Annotated in this window: 23 protein-coding genes and 1 tRNA gene; 9 read left to right on the top strand and 15 right to left on the bottom strand. The window is 69.6% G+C overall.

What is annotated here, in order from left to right; translation table 11 throughout:
• The 8 genes from BMZ25_RS03010 to BMZ25_RS02975 form a co-directional block, all read right to left on the bottom strand.
• Nucleotides 1-683 (bottom strand): 2-oxo acid dehydrogenase subunit E2 (locus BMZ25_RS03010; RefSeq protein WP_092688108.1); only part of this gene is annotated, 683 nt, incomplete at its 3' end.
• Nucleotides 684-685: 2 nt separating this feature from the next.
• The gene (locus BMZ25_RS03005; RefSeq protein ID WP_092688105.1) at nucleotides 686-2137 is read right to left on the bottom strand and encodes an NAD-dependent succinate-semialdehyde dehydrogenase; all 1452 of its coding nucleotides are present in this window, start codon (nucleotides 2135-2137) and stop codon (nucleotides 686-688) included.
• A 17-nt stretch (nucleotides 2138-2154) separates the two neighbouring features.
• The gene (locus tag BMZ25_RS03000) at nucleotides 2155-3540 is read right to left on the bottom strand and encodes a biotin/lipoyl-containing protein (protein ID WP_092688102.1); all 1386 of its coding nucleotides are present in this window, start codon (nucleotides 3538-3540) and stop codon (nucleotides 2155-2157) included.
• Nucleotides 3530-4528 (bottom strand): alpha-ketoacid dehydrogenase subunit beta, encoded by a 999-nt coding sequence (locus BMZ25_RS02995; protein WP_092688099.1) that lies wholly within the window; start codon nucleotides 4526-4528, stop codon nucleotides 3530-3532. The genes BMZ25_RS03000 and BMZ25_RS02995 overlap by 11 nt, the downstream gene beginning before the upstream one ends.
• A 10-nt stretch (nucleotides 4529-4538) precedes the next feature.
• On the bottom strand, nucleotides 4539-5543 hold the full coding sequence (locus tag BMZ25_RS02990) for a thiamine pyrophosphate-dependent dehydrogenase E1 component subunit alpha (RefSeq protein ID WP_092688096.1): 1005 nt from the start codon (nucleotides 5541-5543) through the stop codon (nucleotides 4539-4541).
• 191 nt (nucleotides 5544-5734) lie between these two features.
• Nucleotides 5735-7033 carry a M24 family metallopeptidase gene (locus BMZ25_RS02985; protein WP_092688093.1) on the bottom strand — a complete coding sequence of 433 codons (1299 nt, stop codon included), beginning with the start codon at nucleotides 7031-7033 and terminating at the stop codon, nucleotides 5735-5737.
• Between the two features lie 86 nt (nucleotides 7034-7119).
• Nucleotides 7120-7926 (bottom strand): SDR family NAD(P)-dependent oxidoreductase, encoded by an 807-nt coding sequence (locus BMZ25_RS02980; protein ID WP_092688089.1) that lies wholly within the window; start codon nucleotides 7924-7926, stop codon nucleotides 7120-7122.
• Nucleotides 7927-7938: 12 nt separating this feature from the next.
• Nucleotides 7939-9708, bottom strand: a complete 1770-nt coding sequence (locus tag BMZ25_RS02975) for an ABC transporter substrate-binding protein (RefSeq protein ID WP_235859757.1) — start codon at nucleotides 9706-9708, stop codon at nucleotides 7939-7941.
• A gap of 263 nt (nucleotides 9709-9971) precedes the next feature.
• Here BMZ25_RS02975 and BMZ25_RS02970 point away from each other — a divergent pair, with 263 nt between their 5' ends.
• From BMZ25_RS02970 to BMZ25_RS02940, 7 genes are all read left to right on the top strand, one after another.
• Nucleotides 9972-10943: a sugar ABC transporter substrate-binding protein gene (locus tag BMZ25_RS02970; protein WP_092688086.1), complete on the top strand. Its 972-nt coding sequence runs from the start codon at nucleotides 9972-9974 to the stop codon at nucleotides 10941-10943.
• A gap of 68 nt (nucleotides 10944-11011) precedes the next feature.
• Complete coding sequence (locus BMZ25_RS02965; protein ID WP_092688083.1) at nucleotides 11012-11809, top strand: SDR family oxidoreductase; 798 nt, start codon at nucleotides 11012-11014, stop codon at nucleotides 11807-11809.
• Between the two features lie 151 nt (nucleotides 11810-11960).
• A complete protein-coding gene (locus BMZ25_RS02960; RefSeq protein ID WP_408033422.1) occupies nucleotides 11961-12860 on the top strand; it encodes an ABC transporter permease in 900 nt (299 codons plus the stop codon).
• A gap of 15 nt (nucleotides 12861-12875) precedes the next feature.
• Complete coding sequence (locus BMZ25_RS02955; RefSeq protein ID WP_092688077.1) at nucleotides 12876-13850, top strand: ABC transporter permease; 975 nt, start codon at nucleotides 12876-12878, stop codon at nucleotides 13848-13850.
• Nucleotides 13847-15358, top strand: coding sequence for a sugar ABC transporter ATP-binding protein (locus tag BMZ25_RS02950; protein WP_092688074.1), 1512 nt, complete (start codon nucleotides 13847-13849; stop codon nucleotides 15356-15358). The genes BMZ25_RS02955 and BMZ25_RS02950 overlap by 4 nt, the downstream gene beginning before the upstream one ends.
• Nucleotides 15358-16224 carry an NAD(P)-dependent oxidoreductase gene (locus tag BMZ25_RS02945; protein WP_092688072.1) on the top strand — a complete coding sequence of 289 codons (867 nt, stop codon included), beginning with the start codon at nucleotides 15358-15360 and terminating at the stop codon, nucleotides 16222-16224. The genes BMZ25_RS02950 and BMZ25_RS02945 overlap by 1 nt, the downstream gene beginning before the upstream one ends.
• On the top strand, nucleotides 16221-16934 hold the full coding sequence (locus tag BMZ25_RS02940) for a ThuA domain-containing protein (protein WP_092688070.1): 714 nt from the start codon (nucleotides 16221-16223) through the stop codon (nucleotides 16932-16934). Before BMZ25_RS02945 ends, BMZ25_RS02940 begins: the two co-directional genes overlap by 4 nt.
• Here the strand turns inward: BMZ25_RS02940 and BMZ25_RS02935 are convergent, their stop codons facing one another.
• Together BMZ25_RS02935 and BMZ25_RS02930 are read right to left on the bottom strand one after the other, a co-directional pair.
• Nucleotides 16935-19199 (bottom strand): heavy metal translocating P-type ATPase, encoded by a 2265-nt coding sequence (locus BMZ25_RS02935; RefSeq protein WP_218142507.1) that lies wholly within the window; start codon nucleotides 19197-19199, stop codon nucleotides 16935-16937.
• 84 nt (nucleotides 19200-19283) lie between these two features.
• Nucleotides 19284-19607, bottom strand: a complete 324-nt coding sequence (locus tag BMZ25_RS02930; RefSeq protein WP_092688068.1) for a TraR/DksA family transcriptional regulator — start codon at nucleotides 19605-19607, stop codon at nucleotides 19284-19286.
• 394 nt (nucleotides 19608-20001) lie between these two features.
• On the opposite strand from BMZ25_RS02930, the gene BMZ25_RS02925 reads away from it, so the two are divergent.
• A complete protein-coding gene (locus BMZ25_RS02925) occupies nucleotides 20002-20286 on the top strand; it encodes a hypothetical protein (RefSeq protein WP_092688065.1) in 285 nt (94 codons plus the stop codon).
• 7 nt (nucleotides 20287-20293) lie between these two features.
• Here the strand turns inward: BMZ25_RS02925 and BMZ25_RS02920 are convergent, their stop codons facing one another.
• Nucleotides 20294-21454: a polyhydroxyalkanoate depolymerase gene (locus BMZ25_RS02920; protein WP_092688062.1), complete on the bottom strand. Its 1161-nt coding sequence runs from the start codon at nucleotides 21452-21454 to the stop codon at nucleotides 20294-20296.
• Between the two features lie 278 nt (nucleotides 21455-21732).
• On the opposite strand from BMZ25_RS02920, the gene BMZ25_RS02915 reads away from it, so the two are divergent.
• On the top strand, nucleotides 21733-21963 hold the full coding sequence (locus BMZ25_RS02915) for a hypothetical protein (protein WP_092688059.1): 231 nt from the start codon (nucleotides 21733-21735) through the stop codon (nucleotides 21961-21963).
• Between the two features lie 90 nt (nucleotides 21964-22053).
• On the opposite strand, the gene BMZ25_RS02910 is transcribed toward BMZ25_RS02915, so the two are convergent.
• The 4 genes from BMZ25_RS02910 to BMZ25_RS02895 all read right to left on the bottom strand — a co-directional run bounded on the left by BMZ25_RS02910 (nucleotide 22054) and on the right by BMZ25_RS02895 (nucleotide 26506).
• Nucleotides 22054-22128, bottom strand: a tRNA-Glu gene (locus BMZ25_RS02910).
• A gap of 138 nt (nucleotides 22129-22266) precedes the next feature.
• Nucleotides 22267-24036, bottom strand: coding sequence for a single-stranded-DNA-specific exonuclease RecJ (gene recJ / locus BMZ25_RS02905; RefSeq protein WP_092688056.1), 1770 nt, complete (start codon nucleotides 24034-24036; stop codon nucleotides 22267-22269).
• 68 nt (nucleotides 24037-24104) lie between these two features.
• The gene (gene glpX / locus BMZ25_RS02900) at nucleotides 24105-25091 is read right to left on the bottom strand and encodes a class II fructose-bisphosphatase (RefSeq protein ID WP_092688053.1); all 987 of its coding nucleotides are present in this window, start codon (nucleotides 25089-25091) and stop codon (nucleotides 24105-24107) included.
• A 128-nt stretch (nucleotides 25092-25219) separates the two neighbouring features.
• Nucleotides 25220-26506 (bottom strand): homoserine dehydrogenase, encoded by a 1287-nt coding sequence (locus BMZ25_RS02895; protein WP_092688050.1) that lies wholly within the window; start codon nucleotides 26504-26506, stop codon nucleotides 25220-25222.
• Between the last annotated feature and the right edge of the window lie 81 nt (nucleotides 26507-26587).

The following is a 26587-nucleotide window of genomic DNA, read 5'->3' as shown; positions in this document are numbered from 1 at the left end:
CCGCCCATCTCGTCGGGGCGGAGCTTGCGGTCGCGGGCCTTTGCGGCGAGGGCGTCGATCTCGGCGGCGATGCGCCAGAGGCCCTTGCGGTCGGCGTCGCGGATCACGGGGACCATGAGGCCGTGGGGTGTGTCGACGGCGATGCCGACATGGACGTAGCGCTTGAGGATCAGGGTTTCGCCGTCGGGCGAGAGGGAGGCGTTGAAGCGGGGATGGCGCCTGAGGGTCCGGGCGAGGGCGCGGACATGGAAGGCGAGGGCGGTGAGCCGGAGGCCGCGGGCGGCGGCGTCGGGGGCGAGCCGGGCGCGGAAGGCGTCGAGGGCGGTGGTGTCGGCGCGGTCGTGATGGGTGACGGCTGGGATCATCGCCTGTGCGGCGGCGAGGTTCTTGGCGGCGACGCGGGCGAGGCGGGAGACGGGCTCGTGCTCGACGGGGCCGTACCGGGCGTGGTCGACGTCCCAGTAGGCGGCGGGATCGTCGCGTTGGGCCGCGCCGCCGATCCTGGCGTCACCGTTGTTTGCGCCGCCGATCCTGGCGTCGCCTTTGTTTGCGCCGCCGATCTTGGCGTCGACGTCCTCGCGGCCGATTGTGGTGCGGCCGGTCTCGGCGGCGAGGGCCTGGAGGTCGACGCCGTTGCGGGCGGCATAGGCGCGGGTTGCGGGGGAGGTCTTGAGGTCGTCCATCGTCACCACTCCGCGGAGATGTACTGCGTTTCCATGAACTCGAGCATGCCCTCGTGTCCGCCCTCGCGGCCGAGGCCGGACTGCTTCATGCCGCCGAAGGGGGCGGCGGGGTCGCTGACGAGGCCGCGGTTGAGACCGACCATGCCGTAGTCGAGGCGCTCGCAGACCTGCAGGCCGCGGCGGAAGTCGCCGGAGAAGACATAGGCGACGAGGCCGTACTCGGTGTCGTTGGCGCGGGCGACGACGTCGTCGGTGTCCGAGAAGGTCTGGATCGCGGCGACGGGGCCGAAGATCTCCTCGCGTTGGCAGAGGGCGTCGGGGGGCACTTCGGCGAGGACGGTGGGGGGATAGAAGAAGCCCTTGCCGTCGGGGACGGCACCGCCGAGGCGGAGGGTGGCGCCGCGGGCGAGGGCGTCCTCGACCAGCTCGGCGACCTTGTCGCGGGTTGCGGCGTTGACGAGGGGCCCGACATCGACGCCGTCCTCGAGGCCGTTGCCCAGGGTGAGGGCGGCCATGGCGTCGGTGAGGCGGCGGGTGAAGTCCTCGGCGATGTCGCGGTGGACGTAGATGCGGTTGGCGGCGGTGCAGGCCTCGCCGAGGTTGCGCATCTTTGCGAGCATGGTGCCGGTGACGGCGGTGTCGAGATCGGCGTCGTCGAAGACGACGACGGGGGCGTTGCCACCGAGCTCCATGGCGGGCTTGAGGACCTGGTCTGCGGCGGTCCTGAGCAGGGTGCGGCCGACGCCGGTGGAGCCGGTGAACGAGATCACGCGGACGCGGGGGTCGTGCATGATGTGGTCGACGAGGGGCCCCGAGGCGCGGGTGGGCAGCACGTTGACGAGGCCCCTGGGCACGCCGGCCTCCTCGAGGAGGGGCATCAGGGCGAGCATGGTGAGGGGGGTCTCGGCGGCGGGCTTGATGATGACGGGACATCCGGCGGCGAGGGCGGGTGCGATCTTGCGGGTGCCCATGGCGGCGGGATAGTTCCAGGGCGTGACGAGGGCGGCGATGCCGGCGGGGCGGTGCTGGACCATGATGCGGGCGCCGCTGGCGGGGGCGGGTGTGAGCATGCCGTCGGCGCGGACGGCCTCCTCGGCGAACCATCGGAAGAACTCTGCGGCATAGAGGGTCTCGCCCATGGCGTCGGCGCGGGCCTTGCCGTTCTCGAGGGTGATGAGGCGGGCGATGTCCTCCTTGTGGGCGTGCATCAGCTCGAAGGCGCGGCGGAGGATCTCGGCGCGCTCGCGCGGGGGGCGGGCGGCCCAGTCGGGCATCGCGGCTGCGGCGGCGTCGAGGGCGGCGTCGGCGTCGTCGATATCGGCGGCGGCGACCGAGGCGATGACGGTCTCGTCGGCGGGGTTGAGGACGTCGAAGCGGGCGCCGCCCGTGGCGGGGCGCCAGGCGCCGTCGATATAGAGGTCGGTCTCGAGATGGGGCGTGGCGGTCTGCGTCATGGGGCCTCCGGGGGCTGTCAGAGCAATTGGCGCAGCGGGTCTTCGATGCGCTCGGCGGTGCCGGCGAGAAGGGCGATGGCGTCGTCCTCGGCGATCGCGCCGGGGGCTGCGGCGAGGGCGATCTCGAGCGTGTCGTCGCGGCGGGTGAGGGTCAGGCGGGGCGTCGGGCCGGCGCCGGTGTCGAGGCTGGCGAGGCGGGTGGCGGAGAGGTCGCGCACGGCGAGGCCGGGGGCGGCGGTGCCGCCGGTGTCGAGCGCGCCGAGCCCGGTGAGGTCGGGATCGGTGAGCGGCCCCGCCTCGGTGTCGACGGCGATGGCGCCGGTGTCGCCGGCGATGTCGCGCAGCGCGCCGGCGGCGGCGAGGGCGAGGAAGGCGTCGGCGGGGGGCGGCGCGCCGAGGCGCTCGGCGACGCGGGCGCGGAAGCCGTCGAAGGCGGCGGCGGGCACGCGGGCGGTGAGCCGCAGCGCCGGCGCCGCTGCGGGGCCGGCGGCCGCGCCGGGCGCGGTGCCGGCGGCGGTGTCCGGCAGGGCGGCGAGGGTCTCGATATCGGCGGCGTGGTAGGGCTGGGGATGGCCGGCCTCGGCCAGGCGGGCGAGGTCGAGGCCGCGCTCGGCGGCGAGGCGCCTTGCCTTGGGCGAGGCCAGGATGCGGCCGCCGGGCTCCGGCGCCGGGGCGTCGGTCGTGGCGTCGACCGCGGGCTCAGGTGCGGGCGCGTCCGCTGCGGCCTCCGGCGCGGGGGCTGTGCCGGAGGCTGTATCGGGCGCGGGCGTGGCGCCGCGGGCGCGGTGGCGCGGTGCGGCGGGCGCCTCGGGGGTGATGCGGGCGATCACCTCGCCCACGGGGATCGCCTCTCCGGCCTCGCCGACCAGCTCGGCGACATAGCCGTCATGGCCGGCCTCGATCTCCATCGTGGCCTTGTCGGTCTCGACCTCCAAGAGCGGGTCGCCGGCGGCGACGGCGTCGCCGGGGGCCTTGAGCCAGGCGACGATGGTGCCGCTGTCCTGGGCCATGCCGAGGGCGGGCATGATCACCGGGGCGCCCTCGGGGGCCGCCTCGGGCGCGGCGGCGCCGTCGTCCGCGGCGGCCGTGTCGTCGGCGGTCCCGGCGGCGTCCCCGGTGTCCTTCGCGGCATCCCCGGCCGGGGCGTCGGGCACGGGGGCGTCGGCGGTCTCGGCGATGGTGGCGACGACCTGTCCGACGGGGACGTTGTCGCCCGCGGCGGCGCGGAGGCCGACGAGGAAGCCGTCATGGGCGGCCTCGACCTCCATCGTGGCCTTGTCGGTCTCGACCTCCATGATCGGGTCGCCGGCCTTGACGGCGTCGCCCTCGGCCTTGAGCCAGGCGACGATCTGCCCGGTGTCCTGGGCCATGCCGAGGGCGGGCATGATCACCTCATGCGGCATCGGCCCATCCTCCCTTGCACAGCGCGCGGGCGCGGTCGGCGACGGCATCGGGCGTGGGGACGGTGAGGTCCTCGAGGGCCGGCGAGAACGGCACGGGGACATCCATCGCGCCGATCCGGCCGACGGGGGCGTCGAGATGGTAGAAGGCGCGCTCGGCGATCCGGGCGGCGATCTCGGCGGTGACGCCGTAGGATTGGTGGCCCTCGTCGACGACCAGCGCGCGCGAGGTCTTCCTGACCGAGGCGACGATGGTGGCCTCGTCGAGGGGGACGATGGTGCGCGGGTCGATCACCTCGGCGGAGATGCCCTCGGCGGCGAGGGTCTCGGCGGCCTTGCTGCAGACCTGGACCATCGAGGAGGTGGCCACGAGGGTGATGTCGCGTCCCTCGCGCAGGACGTTGGCCTGGCCGAAGGGGATGAGGTACTCCTCTTCGGGGACCGGGGCCTTGTCCTGGTACATCAGCTTGTCCTCGAAGATCACCACCGGGTTGTCGTCCCGGATCGCGGTCTTCAGCAGGCCCTTGGCCTCGTAGGCCGAGGAGGGCATCGCCACCTTCAGTCCCGGGATATGCGCGACCAGCGCGTGCAGGCTCTGGCTGTGCTGGGCGGCCGAGCGGCGGGTGGCGCCGAGATTGGTGCGCAGCACCATCGGCACCGTCATCGTGCCGCCGGACATGTAGTGGATCTTGGCGGCCTGGTTGCACAGCTGGTCCATCACCAGGAACAGGAAGTCGCCGAACATCAGGTCGACGATGGGGCGCGATCCGGTCATCGCGGCGCCGACGGCGAGGCCGGTGAAGCCCGGCTCGGAGATCGGCGTGTCGATCACGCGCTCGGTGCCGAACTCGTCGACGAGCCCGGCGAGCACCTTGAACGGGGTGCCGGCCTCGGCGACGTCCTCGCCGATGACAAAGACGGTGGGATCGCGCCGCATCTCCTCCGCGATCGCCTCGTTGACGGCCTTCGAGAGGGTGAGTTCTCTGGTCATCGCGGCCTCCTCAGGCGCTCAGGGCATGGGGGATGCCGGCATGGACGTGCATGTCGACCTCCGAGACGTCGGGATAGGCCGCGGCCTCGGCATGGGCGACGGCCGCCTCGGCCTCGCGGCGGACGGCGTCGTTGATGCCGACGAGCTCCTCGGCCGAGGCGATGTTCTGCGCCTCCAGCCACTTGCCGAAGTTGGTGATCGGGTCGCGGTGCTGCTTCCACTCGCTCTCCTCGTCCTTCGAGCGGTAGTAGTCGCGGTTGATGTCGCCGACATGGTGGCCGTGGTAGCGGTAGGTGGCGAGGTTGACGAAGAACGGCCCCTCGCCCTTGCGGCAGCGCTCGACCAGGCCGCGCGCCAGCTCGTTGACCGCCAGCACGTCCTGGCCGTCGACCTCGAAGCTCTCGATGCCGAAGGCCTCGGCGCGGGCGGTGATCGATCCGGCGGCGATCTCGTCGGTGCGGGTGTACTCGGAATAGCCGTTGTTCTCGCAGGCATAGATCACCGGCAGCTTCCACAGCGCGGCCATGTTCATCACCTCGTACCACAGCCCCTGGGCGGTGGCGCCGTCGCCGAAGAAGCAGACCGCGATGCGGCCGGTCTTCTGCAGCTTGGCGCTCAGCGCCGCGCCGGTGGCGATGCCCATCGAGCCGCCGACGATGGCGTTGGCGCCGAGATTGCCGTGGCTGGTGTCGGCGATGTGCATCGAGCCGCCCTTGCCGCGGCAATAGCCCTCGGCCTTGCCCAGCAGCTCGCAGAACATCTGCTTGAACTCGGCCCCCTTGGCGACGCAATGGCCGTGGCCGCGATGGGTGGAGGTGATCCTGTCGTCGTCCTCCAGCGCCTCGCAGATCCCCACCGCGACCGCCTCCTGGCCGGAATACATGTGGGTCAGCCCCGGCATCTTGGCCGCGAGGTACAGCTGGTTGGCGTTGTCCTCGAAGGCGCGGATGCGCACCATCTGGGTGTACATCCGGATGTAGTCCTCGGTGTTGGTCTTCGCCGTGGCCCTCGCCATGACAGAACTCCTCCCTGGTCGGCCGGACCCCCGCCGCGCCGCGTTCGCGGGCGCGGGGGACATCCCGGCGGGGCGCCGCGCCCCTTCATCTTCGTCCAAATACTCCCGCCGGAGGCGGGCCGCCCGCCCGGGACCCGGGGGACGGCGGGCACGCAGCCCGCGCGCCCCAGCGCCCCCCGGGCGGCGTCGCGTCAGTAGCGGTGCGAGATCGGCAGGTCCTCGGCCGGGAACAGCGAGATCACCTCGCAGCCGGTGTCGGTCACCACCACCTCCTCCTCGATCCGCGCCGCGGAATAGCCGTCGGCGGCGGGGCAGTAGGTCTCCAGCGCGAAGACCATGCCGGTCTCGATCTCCATCGGATGCTCGAGCGACACCGCGCGGCTGATGATCGGCCGCTCGTGCAGCGCCAGCCCCAGCCCGTGGCCGAACTGCAGCCCGAAGGCGGCGAGCTCGTTGGGAAAGCCCAGCGATTCCGCCGTCGGCCAGACCTTGGCCACGGTGTCGGTCGTCACCCCCGGCTTGATCAGCTCGATCGAGGCGTCCAGCCATTCGCGGCACTTGACGTAGGCGTCGTGCTGCGCCGGCGTCGCCCGGCCGATGTTGAAGGTCCGGTAATAGCAGGTCCGGTAGCCCTGGTAGCTCTGCAGGATGTCGAAGAACGCCTGGTCGCCGGGCCGGAAGTAGCGGTCGGTGAAGTTGTGCGGATGCGGGTTGCAGCGCTCGCCCGCGATCGCGTTGATCGCCTCGACGTCGTCCGAGCCCATCTCGTAGAGCATCTTGTTGGACATCGCGACGATGTCGTTCTCGCGGATCCCCGGCCGCAGCTCCTGCCAGATCATGTGGTAGACCCCGTCCACCATCGACGCCGCCTGGGTCAGCAGCTGGATCTCGTCCCAGTTCTTGATCTCGCGCGCCCCCAGCATCACCTGCTGGCCGTCGACCACGTTCAGACCCGCCTCCTGCAGCGCGAAGAACATCGCCGTCTCGGCATAGTCCACGCCCACCGGCATGTCCGCCATCCCCGCCTTGCGGATCAGCGCGGCGATCTCCTCGGCGTACTTCTTCATCAGACCGAAGGACGGCGGGATCGTCCCCCGCATCCCCGTCACCCCCGCAAGGCACTTGTCGGGGTCGAGCCAGTCGCAATACTCCTTGTGGTGCATCGCCGCCGAGCCGAAATCCCACACATACGGCTCCTCGTCGCCGGTCAGCAGGCAGAACCGGCACAGCTTGTCGCGCTCCCACTCGCCGATCTTCGTGCCCGACACGTAGCGGATGTTGTTCACGTCGAACATCAGAAGCGAGCCGCACCCGCTCTGCGCCAGCGCGTCCTTCGCCCGGCTCAGCCGGTACCGCCGCAACCGGTCGTGGTCCACACGACGCTCGAAATCCACCGACGAATGACCCCACGCCGGCAGATGCTTGTCCCACCGCCAGTGCGGATCCATGTCGCCAGGCTGCAATATCCGCGGGTTCAACGCATTCTGCATCTATGATCCTCCACGGCGCGCGGCGGCGCCGGTCCTGGGTTGGTCGGACCGGCTGCCACGTGGCGGCCGGCAGGGGATGGCGCCGCTCACTGGATGACCCAGCCGCCGTCGATATGGATCATCTGGCCGGTCATGTAGTCGCTGTCGTGACTGGCCAGGAACGCCGCGGTACCCTTCACGTCGTCGGGATAGGAGACCTTCTTGAGCGCCAGCGCGGTGTCGGCGAGGTCCTCGAAGGCCTGGCCCTCGCGCTGCTTGAAGCCGATCTCGACGAGGTCCTTGTCGAGCTGTTCCCAGAGCGGTGTCTTCACCACGCCGGGGGCATAGCCGTTCACGGTGATGTTGTGCTCGGCCAGCGAGACCGCGCCGCAATGGGTCAGGGCGAGGCAGCCGTATTTCGACGTGCAGTAGACGGTGACGTCGTAGAGTGGCTTGCGCGACGCCACCGAGCCCACGCAGATCAGCTTGTAGACATGCTCCTGCGGGCCCTGCTTGATCATCTGCCGCGCCACCTCCTGCATGCCCAGCCACATGCCCTTGGTGTTAACGTTCATGATCATGTCCCAGTTGTCTTCGTCGATATTCATGAAGAACCGGGGCTTGTTCAGGCCGGCGTTGAGAACCCCGACATTGATCGAGCCGAAGGCCTCGACCGTGGCGGCCACGGCGGCGGCGTTGTCCTCGCGCTTGGTGACGTCCATCTGCACCGCGATCGCCTTGCCGTTGCCGCGGGCGTTGATTTCGTCGGCCACCGATTGCGCGGTGTCGAGATCCAGGTCGCCCAGGCAGACATTCGCGCCCTGCTCGGCGAAATGCTCGGCATTGGTGGCGCCCATGCCCCTCGCGGCGCCGGTGATCAGTATGTTCTTGCCCTTGAGCCTCTCGGGGTCCATCGGGTTCCTCCCTTACTCGTCCGATTTCATGAGGTTTTCGCAGGCCGCCTGGGCGGCCCGGAGCGCCTGCTCCGGCGTGGTGATGCCACGCAGCATGTCGTGCAGTTCGTGTCCGCATATCTGGATCAGGCGGCCGATCTGGGGCACCGGGGGCCTAGGCCAGAACTGCAGCTCGTCGCGCCAGGACATCTGGTCGACGGCGTCGAACAGCTGCGACAGGCGCCGCAGCTCGGGGTCGGCGCCGACAGAGTATCGCGGCCAGGTGCGGCTGCCGTTCTGGACGTAGAGCTTCTGCGCCTCGGGCGCGGTGAAGGCGATCAGCGCCTCGGCCGCATCCGCGCGGCGGTCGGGCGGCAGGTTCGCCGGAATGCCCATCGCATATCCCCCGACGGGGGCCACGGCGGCGCCGCCGGGACCGGCGGGGTGGGGCAGGTAGCCCGTCGTCGCCGCGGCCGGAGAGTTCGGATCGGCCTCGAAATACGGCACCAGCAGCGTGTAGCCATAGGCCATCGCCGTCTTGCCGGCGGCATAGGGGCGGACCCGCTCGTACCACGACATCGAGAGGATGTCGGGCGGTGAGTACTTCATCAGCTCCATCAGGTACTCGGCCGCTTGGAGCGCGCCGGGCGAATCCAGCATCGGACGGTGACCGCCCTCGTGCAGGTGGCGGGTGTCGAAGCCGCCGGCGATGGCGGGCAGGTCGAGGACCGGCTGCCCGAAGGCCGCCATGATCATCATGAACTGGTGGCCGAGCGCGGTGCCCCGCGCGGCGTTCCACGCGATTCCGTAACGGCCGGCCGTGGGATCGTGGAACTCGCGCGCGGCGGAGAGTACCGCGTCGGTTGTGGTTGGCGGTTCCATTCCCGCCTCTGCGAAGAGGTCGCGGCGGTAGAACAGCAACTCGGGCGTCGTCTGGCTGGGCACGCCGTAGGGCCGTCCGCGCCAGTGCGTCGCGTTCCAGCCCGCCGGGTGGAAGTCGCCGGGATCGAGCCGGTCGGTGTCGAGCACCTCGTCCAGCGGCAGCAGCACGCCCTTTTCCGCGAATTCGCCGATCCACGGCAGATCGACGGCGATGATGTCGTAGAGAGAGGTGCGCCGCTCGGCGTTGCGTAGCGCCTCGTCGTGCAGCCGGTCGATGGAGAAGGCGCGCTGGCTGATCTTGCAGCCGATGAGCTGCTCGAACTGCCGCTTGAGGTTGTCCATGACCATGAAGGTCGGGTCGCCGTGGACCAGAATTCGCAGGCCACCGGGCAGGGTCAGGGGATCGTGCAGCACGCGCGGCGGCTGGATCGAGTGTCCCGCCATGTACGAACCGCCGAAATAGTAGTCGCGCGTGTCCCGGTCCGAGGTGCCGCCGAAGCTGCGCTCGCCCAGGCGGCGGACCCGATCCGACATCTGGGTCCAGTCGTCGATCAGCCGGGCCGAGGGGTGCAGGGAAAAGCTCTTGCCCGTCCGCGTCTTCGGCCGCTGGTCGATCAGGCCGGCGGCGATCATGTCGTTCACGCGGCGCACGGCGGTGGCGTAGGGCACCCCGGCCGCCGCGGCGAGCGACGAGGGCGTTACCGGCTTGCCCTCGAGGTGTTGGCGCATCAGGTGCGCGGCCATGTTCAGGAACGGGTTCGTCGCGCCGAGCGACAGGCCCGTGTCGAGCTCGGTCGTGAGGCTTTCGATGAACGCCAGCATGTGCAGGAGATCCGCCCGTGTCCGCGCACCCTGCGCCGCGCCGTCCGCATCTTGCGGAGGCGCGCCGGGCGCGGATGTGGGGGCGTTCGAAATGTCCATTCTGGATCTCTTGGTGTCGGTCATGGCGGCTGACCCCATCGTGTCCATTTCGGCGCTCCGCCAACACGGCTGAGCTGTCCGTTCTGAACATCAGTCTATCCAGTTTGAATATTTTTGCTGACGCTTCCTTCGGCCAATCCGCCACTCTGTAGACAGTCCGGCGCAGGAGCGTCGGAACGGACAGCCCCTCCGGGAGGACCAGTGACGGGGCGGGCCGAGAAAGAATGTCGGATCACGACAATACACCGGGAGGATACACGACCATGAAAACGACCCGCAGGATTACCGTGCTCGGGACGACGGCTCTGGCCGGCCTGGCTTTCGCCGGCGCCGCCGCCGCGCAGGACGACACGATGACGATCGGCATCACGCAGAACAACGTGGGCGTCGACAGCTATCAGACCACGTATGAGCAGGCGTTCGAGAACGCGGCCGCCGAGCTCGATAACGTTGATACGATCGTGCTTGACGCCGGCGGCGACGTCGCCCGCCAGATCGCTCAGATCCAGGACCTGATCCAGCAGCAGGTGGACGCCATCATCATCTGGCCGACCAACGGCCAGGCAGTCGTGCCGGCCGTGCGCCAGGCCAAGCAGGCCGGCATCCCCGTGGTCATCACCAACTCGAACATCGCCGAGGAAGGCTTCGACTTCATCGCCTCCTTCTCGGGGCCCGACAACATCACTCAGGGCTCGCGCTCGGCCGAAATCATGTGCGACCGCTTCAAGGAACAGGGGATCGAGACAGAGGCTCAGATCGTGCAGATCTCGGGCCAGCCGGGCTACACCACCGCGCTGGAGCGCGCGAAGGGCTTCGAAGATCGCCTTCCCGAGGTGTGTCCGGAGGTCACCTTGGTCGAGACGCAGCCGGGCGACTGGAACCGCGAGAAGTCGCAGCGCGTGATGGAATCCTTCCTCACCAAGTACGACGACATCGACGGCGTCTATGCCGGTGACGACAACATGGGCGTCGGCGCCCTGAACGCCGCCAAGGCGGCCGGCCGGGCCGAGGACATCACCTTTGTCGGCGCCACGAACTTTGCCGTCGGCTACGAGGCGATGGGCCGGGGCGAATACTGGGGCTCGATCTACCAGTCCCCGGTCGACGATGCCGAGGCCGCCCTGCAGACGGCGATCGACGTGCTGAACGGCGCCGAGGTGCCCTTCCTCAACTACTTCGACACGCCGAAGATCACCCAGGAGAACATGGAAGAGTTCGACAAGCCGGTGTTCTGAGGCCCTCCCGGGAGGCGCGGGTCACAACAGGGCCCGCGCCTTTCGCATCGCAGAACGGGAGAGGACGCATGGGACGTGTGAGTGATCGGGTCTGCCTGGTGACCGGGGCGGCGCAGGGGATCGGCCGCGCCATCGGCGAAGCGCTTCTGGACGAGGGCGCAATGGTCTGCTTCGCCGATCTGAACGGCGACAAGGCCAACGAGGTGGCCGAGGCCAACCGCCAGCGCCTGAACGGGCGCGCCGACAACGTGATGGCGGCCGGTGTCGACGTGCGCGACCGCACGCAGGTCCGGGCGATGATCGCCGCCGTGGTCGACAAGTTCGGGAGGCTGGACGTCAAGTTCAACAATGCCGGCGTCAACAAGCCGATGAACTTCCTCGACGTGACCGAGGACAACTGGAACTTCATCATGGGCATCAACGGCCTGGGCGTGATGATCGGCATGCAGGAGGCCGCGCGTCAGATGATCGCGCAGGGCACTGGTGGCAAGATCGTCAACACCGCCTCGATCGCCTCGCGGCAGGGCTTCGACAATGTCGCGCCCTACTGCGCGAGCAAGTGGGCCGTGGTGTCGCTGACGCAATCGGGCGCGCGGGACCTCGCCAAGCACAACATCACCGTCACCGGCTTCGCGCCCGGCGTGGTGGCCACCGAGATGTGGGAAGAGGTCGACCGCGACCTGATGTCGATCGGCGCGGCCGAGCGGCCGGGGCAGGCGATGCAGGAATTCGCCCGCGACATCCTGAAGGGACGCGTCGCCAGGCCCGACGACATCACCGGCACGACCACGTTCCTGGCCGCGCCGGAGAGCGACTACATGACCGGCCAGATCGTGATGATCGACGGAGGAATGACGCTGGTCTGACGGACCGGCAACCGGGGAGGAGTGTGCCGCCATGGTGGCAGAAACGAAGTCAGAGGTCGGCGAAGCATCCAAGCCGAAGCGACGCGTACAGGGCAATGCCGTCGTGTCGGTATTGGCGAAGCAGGGCATCCTGATCGCCTTTGCCCTGTTCATGCTGGGATTCGCGCTGTTTTCCGAACGCTTCCTGAGTGCGGACAACGTGATGACCGTTCTGCGACAGAGCGCGATCATCGGCGTGATGGCGGTCGGGGTGACCGTCGTGGTCATCGGCGGCAACCTGGACCTTTCGGTCGGGTCGATGCTGTCGTTCTCGACCGTGATGGTCGTGGACCTGCACGACAAGCTCGGCCCCGAACTCGCGATCCCGGTGATGCTGCTGGCGACCCTGTGCATCGGCGCGGTGAACGGGACGCTCGTGGGCTTCCTGCGGCTGAACTCGCTGATCGTCACGCTCGGCATGCTGTCGGCGATACAGGGGCTGACGCTGATCTATTCCGGCGGCCAGAACGTCGACATCGCCAACCAGCAGGGCACGTGGTTCGCGATCTTCGGGCGCGGGCAGATGCTGGGCATCGCGTCGCCCATCGTGATCTTCCTCGGGCTGGCCGTGCTGATGCACATCGTCATGGCCTACACGCCGTTCGGCCGCAGGGTCTATGCCGTGGGCGGCAATCCCACGGCGGCGACCTTCAGCGGCATCCGGCGGTCGCGCACGGTGTTTCTGACCTACGTGATCTCGGCGCTGTGCGTCGGCATCGCAGCGATCATCCTGGGCAGCCGGGTGATGGGCAGTCAGAACAACGTGGGCCAGGGTTACGAGCTGCAGGTGCTGGCCACGGTGATCCTTGGCGGCACCTCGCTGCTGGGCGGGTCCGGCAACGTTCTGAAGACGGTGATCGGCGTGCTGATCCTGGGCTTCATCCAGAATGGCCTGCTGCTGCTGGGCTACGCCTACTACGTCCAGTGGATCGTCACCTGGATCGTCATCATCCTGGCCGTGTGGCTGGATGTCGCCGCCAAGCGCGGACGGCTCCTGTCGCCGATCGCCTGAACGGGAGAGACCGAGATGCAGACCCTCAAGACATGGCTCATCCGCAACCCGATCTGGGGCTTCGTCGTGCTGATCTTCGTCTTCTTCAGCTTCGCGAACCCCTACTTCTTCGACCTGCAGAACTTCCAGAACATCCTGGTGCAGACCTCGACCATCGGGCTGATCGCCCTTGGCATGACGCTGGTGATGATCAACGGGAACATCGACCTCAGCGTCGGCGCCACGGTCGCGCTCGCTGCGTCGCTGGCGATCGACATCCAAGGGTGGGAGGCCTTCGCCAACTGGGGCAACTGGGCGATCCTGCCGGGGGTCATCGCCGGGCTGATGTCCGGCGTGATCCTGGGCGCGGTGAACGGGCTGATCGTGTGGAAGACCGGCGTCGACGCCTTCATCGTCACGCTCGGGGCGATGCTCGGCGTGCGGGGCCTGGTCTTCGCCTATACCGAAGAGCAGTCGTTCTTCGCGATGAACTTCGCCTATTCCGATTTCGGTGCCTCGTCGGTGGCGGGGCTGCCGACGCTGGCGGTGCTGTTCCTGCTGTTCGCGCTCGGCACGCATCTTCTGCTGTCGGGCACGGTCCACGGGCGCAACACCTACGCCGTCGGGGGCAACCGCGAAGCGGCGGTGAACGCTGGCATCCGGGTCGGTCCGCACATGCTGATCAACTTCATGCTTGTGGGCTTCTTCGCTGCGCTGGCCGGCATCACGCTCAGCACGCAGATGGGCGCGGCGACGCCGAACCTGGGCCGGGAATACGAGCTCTGGACGATCACCGCGGTTGTGCTGGGCGGCACCAAGCTGACGGGCGGGTCGGGCACGATCATCGGCACGTTCGGCGGGGTGCTGGCGATCGGCATCCTGCGCAACGGCATGAACCTGATGCAGGTCCCGGCATTCTACGTGCTGGTGATCCTCGGCACGATCCTGATCGCGGTGCTGTTCCTCGACAAGCAGCTGACCCGCGGCGGCAAGGAGGAGCTTCGGACATGAGCGACCAGACCCCCGCACTCCGGCTCGACAACATCGTCAAGACCTTCCCTGGCGTGCGTGCCCTCGACGGGGTGAGCTTCGAGGTGATGCCGGGCGAATGCCACGCCCTGCTGGGCGAGAACGGCGCCGGGAAATCGACCCTGATGAAGGTGATCGCGGGCATGTATCAGCCCGATTCCGGCCGCCTCTACATCGAGGAGAAGGAGACGGTCCTGCCGTCGCCGCTGGCGGCCAAGTCGAAGGGTGTCGTGCTGATCCACCAGGAACTGTCGCTGGCCGAAGAGATGACGGCGGCCGAGAACATCTTCCTGGGCGAGCTGCCGACCAAGTCCTTCGGTCGCGTCGACTGGAAGACGCTCTTCGCCCGTGCCGGCGCGATCCTGAAAAAGCTGAACTGCGATTTCGGCCCCGAGGTGAAGGTCTCGCGCCTGTCGATCGCCAAGAAGCAGATGGTCGAGATCGCCCGCGCGCTGACGGTGGACGCCAAGGCGGTGATCTTCGACGAGCCCACCGCCTCGCTCACCGACGCCGAGAAAGTCGTGCTGTTCGACATCATCAACGACCTCAAGGCGCAGGGCGTCGGCATCGTCTACATCTCGCACCGGATGGACGAGATCTTCACCATCTCCGACCGGATCAGCGTGCTGCGGGACGGCGCCTATCGCGGCACGCTCGAGACCGCCGAGACGAACGAGGACGAGGTCACGCAGCTGATGATCGGACGCTCGCTCGACTATTCGCGCAACACGCTGCATCACGATCTGGGCGGCGTGACGCTGGACGTGCGCGGGCTGAGCTGCGGCAAACTCTACCAGGACGTCAGCTTCAAGGTTCGCGCGGGCGAGGTGGTCGGGTTCTACGGCCTCGTCGGAGCGGGGCGGACCGAGATCGCCGAGACGCTCTTCGGCCTCAGGACGCCCTCGGCCGGGGAGATTCTGCTGGACGGCGAGTCTGTGACCGTCAGTTCGCCGGCCGACGCGATCGAGCGGGGCATCTCGCTGGTGCCCGAGAGCCGCAAGGAGCAGGGGCTTGTCCTTGGGATGAGCTGCCGCGACAACATCACCCTGCCGCAGATCGGCGACCTGACGACGGGGCCGTTCGTGTCGAACGGGTCCGAGGTCGCGATCTACGACATCTATCGCGACCGGTTGGAGATCAAGGCGCCGTCGTGGCGGTCGATGGTGGGCAACCTGTCGGGCGGCAACCAGCAGAAGATCGTCATCGGCAAGTGGCTGGCTATGAAACCCAAGCTGCTCATCGTCGACGAACCGACCCGCGGCATCGACGTCGGCAGCAAGTCCGAGATCCACAACCTGATCCGCGAACTCGCCCGCTCGGGCTATGCTGTCATCGTGATCTCGTCCGAGATGCCCGAGGTCCTGCATGTCTCGGACCGCATCGTCGCGATGTACCAGGGCCGGGTGATGCGCGAGTTCACCTCCGACGAGGTGACGGAGGACACGCTCGTCCAGGCGATCTCCGGCATCCGCGCGCAGGAGGCGGCGTGATGCGGGTCGGCTTTGCCGGGCTGGGCCGGATGGGTTGGCGCATGGCCGCGAACCTTGTCGCGGCGGGACACGAGGTGACGGTCTGGAACCGCTCGCCCGAGAAGGCCGTGCAATTCGCCGAGGCCCACAAGGCCGCCGTCGCCGCCACCCCGCGTGAGCTGGCCGACGCGACCGAGGTGGTCGTCACGATGCTGGCCGACGACCCCTCGTCGGACGCGGTGCACGACGGCCCCGACGGACTGTTCGCGGGCCGCGGGGTACGGACCTTCCTTGAGATGGGTACGATGAGCCCCGACCACATCCGCGCCCTTGCCGACCGCTCGGGCGAGGTGGCCGTGATCGACGCGCCGGTCTCGGGCGCCACGGGGGCGGCCGAGGCGGCGAAGCTGATGATCATGGTGGGCGCCGATCAGGCCGCGACCGACCCGCTGCGCCCCGTGCTCGACGCGATGGGCGACAAGGTGATCTGTCTGGGATCGGTGGGTGCGGGGTCGGTGATGAAGCTCGCCGTCAATTCGCTGATCCACGGGTTGAACCAGACGCTGGCCGAGGCGCTGACGCTGGCCGAGGCGGCCGGCATCGCTCCCGAGTCCGCGTTCGACGCGATCGAGGCCAGCGCCGCCGCGGCGCCGATGCTGTCCTATCGCCGTCCGCTCTATCTCGACGAGGCAGCCCACGACGTGACCTTCACCGTGGCCCTGGCGCGGAAGGACATGGAGGTGACGACCGCACTGGCCGACCGGCTGGGGGTCGCGATGCCTCAGGGCCGCGAGACGCTGGACTGGCTGCGCCGCGCAGGAGCCGACGGGTTCGACGCGCGCGACATGGCCGCGATGGTGAACTACATGCGGAAGGAGAACGGATGAAGGCCGTTTTGTTTGCCGGCGGATGGGAGGGCCATGACCCCACCGCCTTTGCCGATTGGTGCAAGTCGCTGCTCGAAGAGGACGGCGCCAGCGTCACCGTCCACGACACGCTCTCTCCACTCGCGGATCCGGGGAGCATGGCCGATGCCGACCTGATCGTGCCGATCTGGTCCTCTGCGCGGTCCTCGCACCAGCCGGAATTCGGCAACATGACGAAAGAGGAAGAGGACGGGCTTCTGACCCTCGTCGGTGGCGGCTGCGGGCTGGCGGGCTGGCACGGGCACATGGGCGACGCGTTCCGCGACAGGCCGACCTATCACTTCCTGATCGGCGGGCAGTTCGTCGCCCATCCGCCGGGCTGGCCCGACAATCCGACGCCCACCGACGACTACGTTGATTACGACGTGACCGTCACCCGCCCGGCCGATCCGATCATGCAGGGGATCGGCAGCTTCCGGATGCATTCCGAGCAATACTACATGCTCACCGACGCGCAGAACGAGGTGCTGGCGACGACGACGTTCTCTGGCGACCACCTCTGGTGGATCGAGGGCACGGTCGTGCCGGTCGTGTGGAAGCGGCGCTGGGATCGGGGCCGCATCTTCTACTGCTCGATCGGGCATGAGCTGGCCGATCTGAAGGTGCCTCAGGTGACCGAGATCATGCGCCGCGGCATGGCTTGGGCCGCACGGTCCTCGGGCGGCGGCTGATCACGCGGCTTCGGTCGCGGACGGGGCAGGGGCACGCGCCCGTGCGCTCCGGTGTCCGTCGGCCGGCGTGCCGCCAGGGTCGAAGCGCAGCAGCCGCAGCGCGTTGAGCGTGACCAGCACCGTCGCGCCCGTGTCGGCGAGGATGGCTATCCACAGCCCCGTCACCCCGAAGATCGTCGTCACCAGGAACACGCCCTTGAGCCCCAGCGCGATGGCGACGTTCTGCCGGATGTTGGCCATCGTCGTCCGCGCCAGCCTCAGCTGGGCCGGCACGTCGGCGACGCGATTGCGCAGGATCGCCGCGTCGGCGGTCTCGAGCGCGACGTCAGTCCCCGATCCCATCGCGACCCCGACCTGCGCCAGTGCCAGCGCCGGGGCGTCGTTGATGCCGTCGCCGACCATCATCACCCGGTGCGAGGCCGTCAGCTCGCGGATCGTGGCGACCTTGTCCTCGGGCAGCAGCCCGGCGCGGTGATCGAGCCCCAGTTCGCCGGCGATGGACGCGGCGGTCGCCGGGTTGTCCCCGGTCAGCATCACCGATCCCACGCCCATTCCGCGCAGGCGGCCGATGGCCTCGGCCGCATCCTGACGGGGCGAGTCGCGCAGGGCGATAATGCCGTGCAGGCGGGTGCCGAACACGGTGACGACCGTCTTGCCCTCGGCCTCCAGCGCCGCGATCCGGTTCGCCGTCGCGTCGTCCAGCAGGCCGGCCTCGGCGGCGAGGCGCGGCGCGCCCACGGTGATCCGCATCCCGTCGACATCCGCCGTCGCGCCCAGTCCCGGTATCGCCCGGCTGTCTTCGGCGGGCGCGGGGGCCACGCCATCGGTCCGGGCCCGCGCGACGATGGCTCGGCCAAGGGGATGGCTGGCCCCCATCTCGACCGAGGCCGCCAGTCGCAGCAACGCGGCGCTGTCGCCGTCCCCGGCGGCGATGTCTGTCACGCGCGGCCGGCCTTCGGTCAGCGTCCCGGTCTTGTCGAAGGCGACGCAGGTGGTGCGGGCGGCTTCCTCGATCACCGCGCCGCCCTTCATCAACAGGCCGTGCCGCGCGCCGGTCGACAGGGCCGAGGCGATGGAGGCCGGGACCGAGATCACCAGCGCGCAGGGGCACCCGATGAGCAGCAGCGCGAGGCCGCGGTAGACCCACGTGTCCCACGCTGCTCCGACGGCCAGCGGCGGCACGACGGCGACGAGCAGCGCCAGTCCGACGACGGCGGGCATGTAGGACCGGCTGAACCGGTCGATGAACCGCTCGGTCGGGGCTCGGGCGCTCTCGGCCTCTTGCACCAGCCGCACGATGCGGGCGATCGTGTTGTCCTCGGCCGCGCGGGTGACGCGGATGCGCAGCTCGGCCTCGGTATTGATCGAGCCGGCAAAGACGTCCGCCCCGGGCTCCTTCAGGCGGGGCACGCTTTCGCCGGTGACCGGGCTTTCGTCCACGCCCGACGTGCCGTCGAGGACGGTGCCGTCGGCGGGCACGCGGTCGCCGGGGCGCACCTGCACGACCTGCCCGATCCGCAGCCGCGCCGCCGCTACCTCGGTGATGTGCGCGCCCTCGACGAGACGGGCGGTCGTTGGCACCAGACGGGCGAGGGCGCGGATGCCGTCGCGCGCCTTTCCCGCCGCCAGCCCCTCGAGCGTCTCGCCGACGGCGAAGAGGAACACGACCAGCGCCGCCTCCTGCACCGCCCCGATCACCAACGCGCCGCAGGCGGCGACGCTCATCAGCATCTCGATGGTAAAGGGCATCCGGACCCGCGCCATCCGCGCCGCCCTGAGCGCGACGGGGGCCACGCCGATCAGCGTGGCCAGCGTGAAGGCCAGGTGCGCGGCGGTGCCGCCGACGGTCAGCTGGATCGTCCAGGCGATAGCCAGCAGCAGGCCGGTTCCGATCACCAACCGGCCTTTCGCCGTCGCATGCCACGCCGGATCGGTCGCCGAAGCTTCGTCGGCGACGGGATCGGCGTCGGGCGACGGCGCATCCGGGAACGCGCCCTCGGGCAGGACGAAAGCGCCCTCGGGCTTTTCCGGCGCGGCGCCGCGGGGGGCGATGCCGAAGCCCACCGCGCGGACGGCCGACTCGACCCGTTCCGTCGAGGTGCGGCTGTCGTCGAGCGTCACCCGCAGGCGCTCGGCCATCAGGGCGACATCCACGTCCTCGACGCCGGGCAGGATCTCGACCGCGCCCCGCACCTTCGCGGCGCAGGACCCGCAATCCATTCCCGTGACCCGCCATTCGTGCAATGTGGCCGTGTCGCCCGCCATCTTCGGTCCCCCGCATCTTCGGTCGATGCAGAAGGTAAGGGCTCTAGCAACTAGAGCTTCAAGGGCGGTTCTGCGTTTTCTCGCTCAGCCGGCGCAGGCGCGGCAACGCGGGGCCGTCGGGACGGCGTCCAGACGCTCGGGGGCGATCTGCTCGCCGCAGGACAGGCAGATCCCGTAGGTGCCCGCCGCGACCCGGTTCAGCGCCGCGTCGATCGCCGCCAACTCGCGCTGACCGGCATGGCCCAGATCCTCGAGCACCTCGTCGTTCTCGGCCTCGGTCGCGCGGTCCTCGTCGTCCCGCGGACGCGGGCGCTCCAGATCGGTCTCGATCCGCTTCATGCGCCCGACCAGTTCCTGCCGCCGCGCCCGAAGCCGTTCCGCCAGTTCGTCGACCGTGGTGCCTTGCATCGTCTCCTCCCTTGTCGTCGCGTGTCCGCACGTAACAGGTCAACTGTTCCACCGGACCGGGCCGGCCGACTTGCGCTAGGTCAACATGCGCGGAATTTTCGTTCGCCAGTCCGTGTGCGAGAGGAGATCCGCAACGGTTCCCGATGCGGCACGTTCGACCTTCCCCGCCCGCGCCGACAGATCGTCGGAAGCGCCGCGAGTGACCGTTCGGACATGACCGACCGGCCGCCGCGGCCGGCGCACTAGCCCTTTGGCGAATTGAGCGTGAATGCAAGAAATGTGCTACGCTGGGATGGCGTCGCGGCGCGGCAGATCGCGCCGGCGTCGGGGGCGTACAAGGCGAACCCGTCCGCCGCCCGCGCCGGGCGCAACGCCCAGGACGGAGGAAGACAAGATGCATACCAGAGTGTCACGACGCCTCTACATCCGGTCGTACCGAGAGTTTCTCGACGCGGACATCGCCTGGCAGCGCGCGCTCGACCATGCGGCACTGTATGTGCCCCAGGCGCGGACGCGGCTGTCCTGGCAGATCGGCAGTCCCGGCTCGCACATCCGCGCCCTGTACGAGGCGCGGAACCGTGCCGTCGAACGCCTCGCACTTGCGCGGCTGAAGGCGCGGAACGCCGAGGCCCGGGCGAACCGGATGCCGGCCGAACCGCCGCGGCTTCCGTCGTATTGAGGGTCGCTCAGTGGTGCCGCGCGCAATGGGCGCGCACCTCGGGCAGGATCGACCGCCGCCAGATGTCGCCGTGGAACAGTGAGAAATGTCCGCAGCCGGGCACGGTCAGGTGCGCGCGCTTGCTTTCGGGCAGGGCGGTGCACACGGCGTGGGCGGCGGCGGTCTGCCCCGGGGCGGCGACGTCGTCGTCCGCGCCCTCGATCGTGAACAGCGCGCAGTCGCGGATCTCGGCCGGCACGATTGGTTCGTCGTCGCAGGTCAGCCGGCCGGTCACGATGCCGCGCTCCAGGAACACCCGGCTGATGTTCTCGGAATAGTTCAGGGCATCGAGATCCATGACCGACGCGTAGAGATCGAGGAACGGAAACTCGCCGGGCGCCGCGCCGTCGTCATGGGTCAGCTTGCGGGTGATTTCTCCGTCCTGGGTCCGGTGGCGTCCGAGATAGGTCCGCAGCGCCATCAGCTGCATCTCGGCCGGATAGACCAGCCGCCCGTGGCCCGCGTACCGCTTTGGCACGCGGGTCAGGGGCACGGCGCGGTACCACATCGCCGGCAGGCGGCGCAGCAGCCGCACCAGGCGCGTCGGGTTGGCCAAAGGGTCCACCGGGGCGGCCATGAGGGTCAGCGTCGCCGGCCCCGCGCCGCGCGCTTCGAGCCGCGCCACGGCGGCCAGGGCCGGCACGCCGCCCTGGCAGAGCGCCAGCACCGAAAGCCCCTCTCCCAGCAGGTCGGCGGCCTCTTCGATGGCGCGGATGTTGGACCCGAAGCCGAACCCGCCCCGGTCGGCCGGCACGTGCCGCACGTTCGTCCAGTCGATCAGGCCGACGCGGAAATCCGGCAGCAGCCCCACCAGCACATCGCGCATCAGGATCGAGAACTGCCCCGACAGCGGCGGCACCACCAGCATCGTCGGGCGGGGCACGCCGTCGTCGCAGCGCAGCTCGACGAGGGTGCTGAAGGGATCGGCGAACAGGTCGGTCGTGACCACGGGCACCTGTGCCCCCGCCACCTCGACCGCCGCGATCCCCAGCGCGCGACGTGCCGGCTGCGCGGCCCCGGCAAAGCGCGGCCCGTCCTCGGGCGGCACCGCGTCCGACACGCCGGTCTCGTCCGCCCTGTCAGCGAGATGGATTGCGGGGCCGGGCTGGGTCTCATGGCGCCGTGGCATTTCGCGCCCTCTCGCTTTTGCCCGCGGCCGCCGGGGGGCGGGTACGCGACAATCCTCCGGAAACCGGTGATCGGGAGTTCGGTCTTGCCAAAAGGCCTACCACCCCCGCACACTGAAAGGCGTATAGACCAGCAGTGATTTGACGGCGCTCTCCCGGCGGCAGATTTAAGCGACCCTAAGGTTTCCGACGGTCCGGAGGCATTGATCCCGATCAATGAGGGGCCAGACCGTCCCGTGAGGTGTCGTGCCGAGAAGCCCAGTTGCAGGAGGAAAGACCCATGTCCCGACTCCCCGGTGATTCCACGAGGCTCGACCACGACAGGCTAGGCGCGTATCCGCGCAGCGCGGTGGAGGCGTTGGCCGACCTTGGTCTCAGCGACGACGAGATCGCCCGCTACTTCCGTGTCGAGCGCAGCCGCATCGCACGCCTGCGCGAAGGCCGCCCCCGGATCGATTGCGGCGCCGCGGCACTGGCCCTCCGCCCGACGACCCCGGCCCATCCCGGCTGACCTGCTGTCGCATACCGGCGCGCGACCACCAGATGCGGTCGTCGGCAGGCAGGACCTGTCCGAAGGGCGGATGCTGCGAGGCGGGAAAAATGGCAGCCCGTAGGGGAATCGAACCCCTCTTTCCAGGTTGAAAACCTGGCGTCCTAACCGATAGACGAACGGGCCGCGCTTGGCGTGGGGCGGTGTGTAGAAAAAGACGCGGGGGGCTGCAAGCGTATTTTTCGACGATTTCGCAGGAAATTTGCCTTCCCTTGCGACAGGCGCCGCCCACGCCCGCGCATCGCGCCTCTCGCCGTCCCCGGATCAGTCCGTGTCGGCGGGCGCCGCATCCTCCAGCCTCAGCTGCGGTTTCTGCCGGCCGCCCCACTGGTTGATCTCGAGCCGCCCGGCCAGGTGGAACCGGCGGCCGCCCGCGTTGACCAGCGCCTCGCCCAGAGGCCCGTCGAACGCACCGAAGGCGATGGCGTCGAGCCGGGGGCCCATGCCGTCGGTGATCGAGAGCTTCAGGTGCCGCTCTCCGACCCGCTTGGCGAAGGCGATCTGTTGGTCGGCGAAGGCGAAACGCGGTGCGGGTGCGCCCATCCCGAAGGGGCCGGCCTTGTCGATTTCGGCGATCAGTTCGGGCGTGGCGGCCGATGTCGCGAGCAGTCCGTCGAGGTCGAGGTCCGCGGGCCCCATCTCTCCCGCGCCTTGCTTGCCAAGAAGGTCGGCCAGCCGCTCCATCGCCGGCTCCAGCTTGTCGGCGTCGACGGTCAGGCCGGCGGCCATCCGGTGACCGCCGCCCTTGGCCAGCAGGCCTTCGGCCGCGAGCCGCTGGACACTGGCGCCGAGGTCGACGCCCGTCACCGAGCGGCCCGAGCCCTTGCCGACGCCGTTCTCCAGGCCGATGACGATGGCGGGGCGGTTTGTCGCCTCCTTCAGGCGCGAGGCGACGATGCCCACCACGCCCGGATGCCAACCCTCTCCGGCGGCCCAGACCAGCGGGGCGTCCAGCCCGCGCTCGGTCGCCTGCTGCAGCGCGGCCTCGCGGACCGTCGCCTCGATCTCGCGCCGCTCGGTGTTGAGCTGATCCAGCCGCTCGGCCATGGCGGCGGCCTCGTGCGGGTCGGTGGTCGACAAAAGGCGGGCGCCGAGGTCGGCCTGTCCGATGCGGCCGCCGGCATTCACCCGCGGCCCGAGGAGGAAGCCGAGGTGGTAGGCGTTCGGCGCGGTGTCCATCCGAGACACGTCGGCCAGCGCCACGAGACCGGGCCGCTGGCGCCGCCCCATCACCGTCAGGCCCTGCCGCACGAGCGCGCGGTTCACGCCGATCAGCGGGGCCACGTCGGCCACGGTCGCCAGCGCCACGAGATCGAGCATGCCCATCAGGTCGGGGCCCGCGACGCCCTCGGCGCGGAGCCTGCGGTTCGCCTCGACCAACAGCAGGAACACCACGGCGGCGGCGCAGAGATGCCCCAGTTCGCCGGTCTCGTCCTGCCGGTTGGGGTTCACCACGGCGACCGCGTCGGGCAGCGTCTCGCCGCCGAGGTGGTGATCCAGCACGATCACGTCGGCGCCCGCGGCCGCGGCGATGGGGCCGTGGGACAGGGTGCCGCAATCGACGCAGACGATCAGGTCGTGCGTCGCGGCCAGCTTGGCCATCGCGGGGTCGTTCGGGCCATAGCCCTCGTCGATCCGGTCGGGAATGTAGAGCGTCGCCTCGCGTCCCATCGCGCGCAGCCAGATGACCAGCAGGGCCGACGAGGCGCCGCCATCCACGTCGTAGTCGCCGAAGACCGCGATCCGCTCTCCCCTGGACACGGCGGCGAGGAAACGCGCCGCGGCGGCGTCCATGTCGCGCAGGCTCAGGGGATCGGGCAGCAAATCGCGCAGGGCAGGAGCGAGAAACCCGGCCGCCGCCTCGGCGTCGATGCCGCGCCGGGTGAGGACACGTGCCACGGCCATCGGCAGGCCGGTCGCCTGGGCAAGCCCTTCGGACAGCCGGTCGGCCTCGTCTCCGAGGCCGACCCAGCGGCGGCCGGTCAGCGAGTTGTCGATGCCGAGAAAGGGGCGGATCACGCTGTCACGGGGCATGGGATTCCAGATATGGTGGGGCTGCGTTCGCCTGCCACCATATCAGCCTCCTGCCTCTCTCGCCAGCCTCAGTGCTTGGGGCCGGGCGACCATTCGATCGGGTTGCGGTAGGTCATCCGGCGCACGCTGCCGGTCTTGGAGCGCATCAGGATCGTCTCGGCGGTGAGGTGGCCGGGCTCGCGCTTGATGCCGGGCAGGATCGAGCCGTCGGTCACGCCGGTCGCGGCAAAGATCACGTCCTTGGTCACCATGTCATCGCGCGTGTAGACGCGGTTGAGGTTCTTGATCCCGGCATTCTCGGCGCGCTTCTTCTCGTCGTCATTGCGGAACAGCAGCTTGCCGTAGATCTGGCCGCCCATGCATTTCAGCGCGGCAGCCGCCAGCACACCCTCGGGCGCGCCGCCCGAGCCCATGTACATGTCGATGCCCGTGCGCTCGGAATCGGCGGTGTGGATGATGCCGGCGACGTCGCCGTCGGTGATGAGGCGAATCGCGGCGCCGGTGGTGCGCAGTTCGGCGATCATGTCCTCGTGGCGGGGCCGCTCGAGCACGCAGACGGTGATGTCCTCGGTCGACACGCCCTTGGCCGAGGCCAGCGCGCTGACGCGTTCCGCCGGGCTCATGTCCAGCGTGACGACGCCGGGGCGGAAGCCTGGACCGATGGCGAGCTTGTCCATGTAGACGTCGGGCGCGTGCAGCATCGAGCCCCGCGGGCCCATCGCGATCACCGTCAGAGCGTTCGGCATGTCCTTGGCGGTCAGCGTCGTGCCTTCCAGCGGGTCGAGCGCGATGTCGACCTCGGGGCCCTTGGCGGTGCCGACCTGCTCGCCGATGAACAGCATCGGGGCCTCGTCGCGCTCTCCTTCGCCGATCACCACCGTGCCCGTGATGTCGAGCTGGTTGAGCTGGTTGCGCATCGCGTTGACGGCGGCCTGGTCGGCGGCCTTCTCGTCACCACGGCCGATGAGTCGGGCCGAGGCAAGCGCCGCGGCCTCGCTCACGCGGGCGAGGCCAAGGGACAGCATGCGGTCGTTGAAATCGGTGGGCGCGGCCATGAAGTGTCCTTCGCTGGAAAATGTCGTCGCCGGTGTCGATTAGCCCGCCGCGCCGCGCCCGCACAACCCTGTTACCGACAGACAGCGATTGTCGGCCGGCAGCAGGGCGCGCGTCTGGAGCAGGGCGCTCAGACGTCCTCGATCCTGATCGCGACGGGCTCGCCGGCCAGCACCCCGGTCCGTTCCATCGCCGCGATCGCGCTGTCGAGCGCGTCGCGGGTGGTCCGATGGGTCACGATCAGGACGGGGGCGGCGGGGTCGACATGGCCGTATTGGCGCATCCGGTCGATCGAGATGCCTTCGTCGCCCAGCACCGCGGCGATCTTGGCCAGCGCGCCGGGGCGGTCCTGCAGTGCCATCCGCAGGTAGAACGGCGCGGGCGTGGACACCGCGGCGGGCGTGGCGGGCTTCAGCGCGGCCGCCGGCTGGCCGAAAGTGGACAGGCGCGTGCCGCGGGCAAGGTCGATGATGTCGGCCATCACGGCGCTCGCGGTCGGACCCTCGCCCGCGCCGGCGCCCTGAAGGACGATCTGGCCCACGGCGTCGCCTTCGAGCACGACCATGTTCATCGCGTTCTCGAGCTGGCCCAGCGGGCTGGCGGCGGGCACGAGGCAGGGCGACATCCGCGTTTCGAGCCCGCGCCCCGACATCTGCGCGACGCCGAGCAGCTTGATGCGGAAGCCCATGTCGGCGGCCTGTTCGATGTCGGCGATCGATACCTTGCCGATCCCCTCCAGCGACATCGCGTCGAAATCGACCCGCGTGCCGAAGGCGATCGAGGCCAGCAGCGCCAGCTTGTGCCCGGCGTCGATGCCGCCGACGTCGAGTTCGGGGTCGGCCTCGAGATACCCCAGCGCCTCGGCCTCGGCGAACACCTCCTGATAGGTCAGCCCCGCAGCCTGCATCCGCGTCAGGATGTAGTTGCAGGTGCCGTTCATCACGCCCATCACGCGGGTGACCTCGTTGCCGGCCAGCCCCTCGGTCAGCGCCTTGACCACCGGGATGCCGCCGGCGACGGCCGCCTCGAACCGGATCACGGCGTCGTTCGCCTCGGCGGCCTCGGCCAGGTCCTGTCCGTGCAGCGCCAGCAAGGCCTTGTTCGCGGTGACCACGTCCTTGCCCGCGGCGATGGCGGCCTCGACGGCCTCTTTCGGGGTGCCGGTGGCACCACCCATCAGCTCGACGAAGACGTCGATGTCGTCGCGGCGGGCGAGGGCGACGGGATCGTCCTCCCACTCGTATTGCGAAAGCCGGACCCCCCGATCGCGGCCCTTGGTCCGCGCGGTGACGGCGACGATCTCGACCGGGCGGCCGCTGCGGGCCTCCAGCAGGTCGGCGTGGCGCTGGACGATTCGCACCACCCCGGCCCCCACGGTGCCGAGGCCCGCGATGCCGAGACGTAGGGGGGTGGTCATGTCATGCACTCCGTCGCTTGTCGCTGCTCAATGTTCCTGCCGCGCGGCCGTGGCCTGCGGCGCGCGACCTCTAGCGCGGTT

Source organism: Tranquillimonas rosea (assembly GCF_900111315.1).
In the GTDB taxonomy this organism is placed as follows: Bacteria; Pseudomonadota; Alphaproteobacteria; order Rhodobacterales; family Rhodobacteraceae; genus Tranquillimonas; species Tranquillimonas rosea.
The sequence above is the reverse complement of the archived record's forward strand: the minus strand, read 5'-3'. Positions and strand labels throughout refer to the sequence as shown.

Bases quoted from the DNA above. Each gene is read 5' to 3' on its own strand.
- BMZ25_RS03005 (WP_092688105.1), bottom strand. From the start codon at position 2,137: ATGACGCAGACCGCCACGCCCCATCTCGAGACCGACCTCTATATCGAC.
- BMZ25_RS03000 (WP_092688102.1), bottom strand. From the start codon at position 3,540: ATGCCGCATGAGGTGATCATGCCCGCCCTCGGCATGGCCCAGGACACC.
- BMZ25_RS02995 (WP_092688099.1), bottom strand. From the start codon at position 4,528: ATGACCAGAGAACTCACCCTCTCGAAGGCCGTCAACGAGGCGATCGCG.
- BMZ25_RS02990 (WP_092688096.1), bottom strand. From the start codon at position 5,543: ATGGCGAGGGCCACGGCGAAGACCAACACCGAGGACTACATCCGGATG.
- BMZ25_RS02985 (WP_092688093.1), bottom strand. From the start codon at position 7,033: ATGCAGAATGCGTTGAACCCGCGGATATTGCAGCCTGGCGACATGGAT.
- BMZ25_RS02980 (WP_092688089.1), bottom strand. From the start codon at position 7,926: ATGGACCCCGAGAGGCTCAAGGGCAAGAACATACTGATCACCGGCGCC.
- BMZ25_RS02975 (WP_235859757.1), bottom strand. From the start codon at position 9,708: ATGGACATTTCGAACGCCCCCACATCCGCGCCCGGCGCGCCTCCGCAA.
- BMZ25_RS02970 (WP_092688086.1), top strand. From the start codon at position 9,972: ATGAAAACGACCCGCAGGATTACCGTGCTCGGGACGACGGCTCTGGCC.
- BMZ25_RS02965 (WP_092688083.1), top strand. From the start codon at position 11,012: ATGGGACGTGTGAGTGATCGGGTCTGCCTGGTGACCGGGGCGGCGCAG.
- BMZ25_RS02960 (WP_408033422.1), top strand. From the start codon at position 11,961: ATGCTGGGATTCGCGCTGTTTTCCGAACGCTTCCTGAGTGCGGACAAC.
- BMZ25_RS02955 (WP_092688077.1), top strand. From the start codon at position 12,876: ATGCAGACCCTCAAGACATGGCTCATCCGCAACCCGATCTGGGGCTTC.
- BMZ25_RS02950 (WP_092688074.1), top strand. From the start codon at position 13,847: ATGAGCGACCAGACCCCCGCACTCCGGCTCGACAACATCGTCAAGACC.
- BMZ25_RS02945 (WP_092688072.1), top strand. From the start codon at position 15,358: ATGCGGGTCGGCTTTGCCGGGCTGGGCCGGATGGGTTGGCGCATGGCC.
- BMZ25_RS02940 (WP_092688070.1), top strand. From the start codon at position 16,221: ATGAAGGCCGTTTTGTTTGCCGGCGGATGGGAGGGCCATGACCCCACC.
- BMZ25_RS02935 (WP_218142507.1), bottom strand. From the start codon at position 19,199: ATGGCGGGCGACACGGCCACATTGCACGAATGGCGGGTCACGGGAATG.
- BMZ25_RS02930 (WP_092688068.1), bottom strand. From the start codon at position 19,607: ATGCAAGGCACCACGGTCGACGAACTGGCGGAACGGCTTCGGGCGCGG.
- BMZ25_RS02925 (WP_092688065.1), top strand. From the start codon at position 20,002: ATGCATACCAGAGTGTCACGACGCCTCTACATCCGGTCGTACCGAGAG.
- BMZ25_RS02920 (WP_092688062.1), bottom strand. From the start codon at position 21,454: ATGCCACGGCGCCATGAGACCCAGCCCGGCCCCGCAATCCATCTCGCT.
- BMZ25_RS02915 (WP_092688059.1), top strand. From the start codon at position 21,733: ATGTCCCGACTCCCCGGTGATTCCACGAGGCTCGACCACGACAGGCTA.
- recJ (WP_092688056.1), bottom strand. From the start codon at position 24,036: ATGCCCCGTGACAGCGTGATCCGCCCCTTTCTCGGCATCGACAACTCG.
- glpX (WP_092688053.1), bottom strand. From the start codon at position 25,091: ATGGCCGCGCCCACCGATTTCAACGACCGCATGCTGTCCCTTGGCCTC.
- BMZ25_RS02895 (WP_092688050.1), bottom strand. From the start codon at position 26,506: ATGACCACCCCCCTACGTCTCGGCATCGCGGGCCTCGGCACCGTGGGG.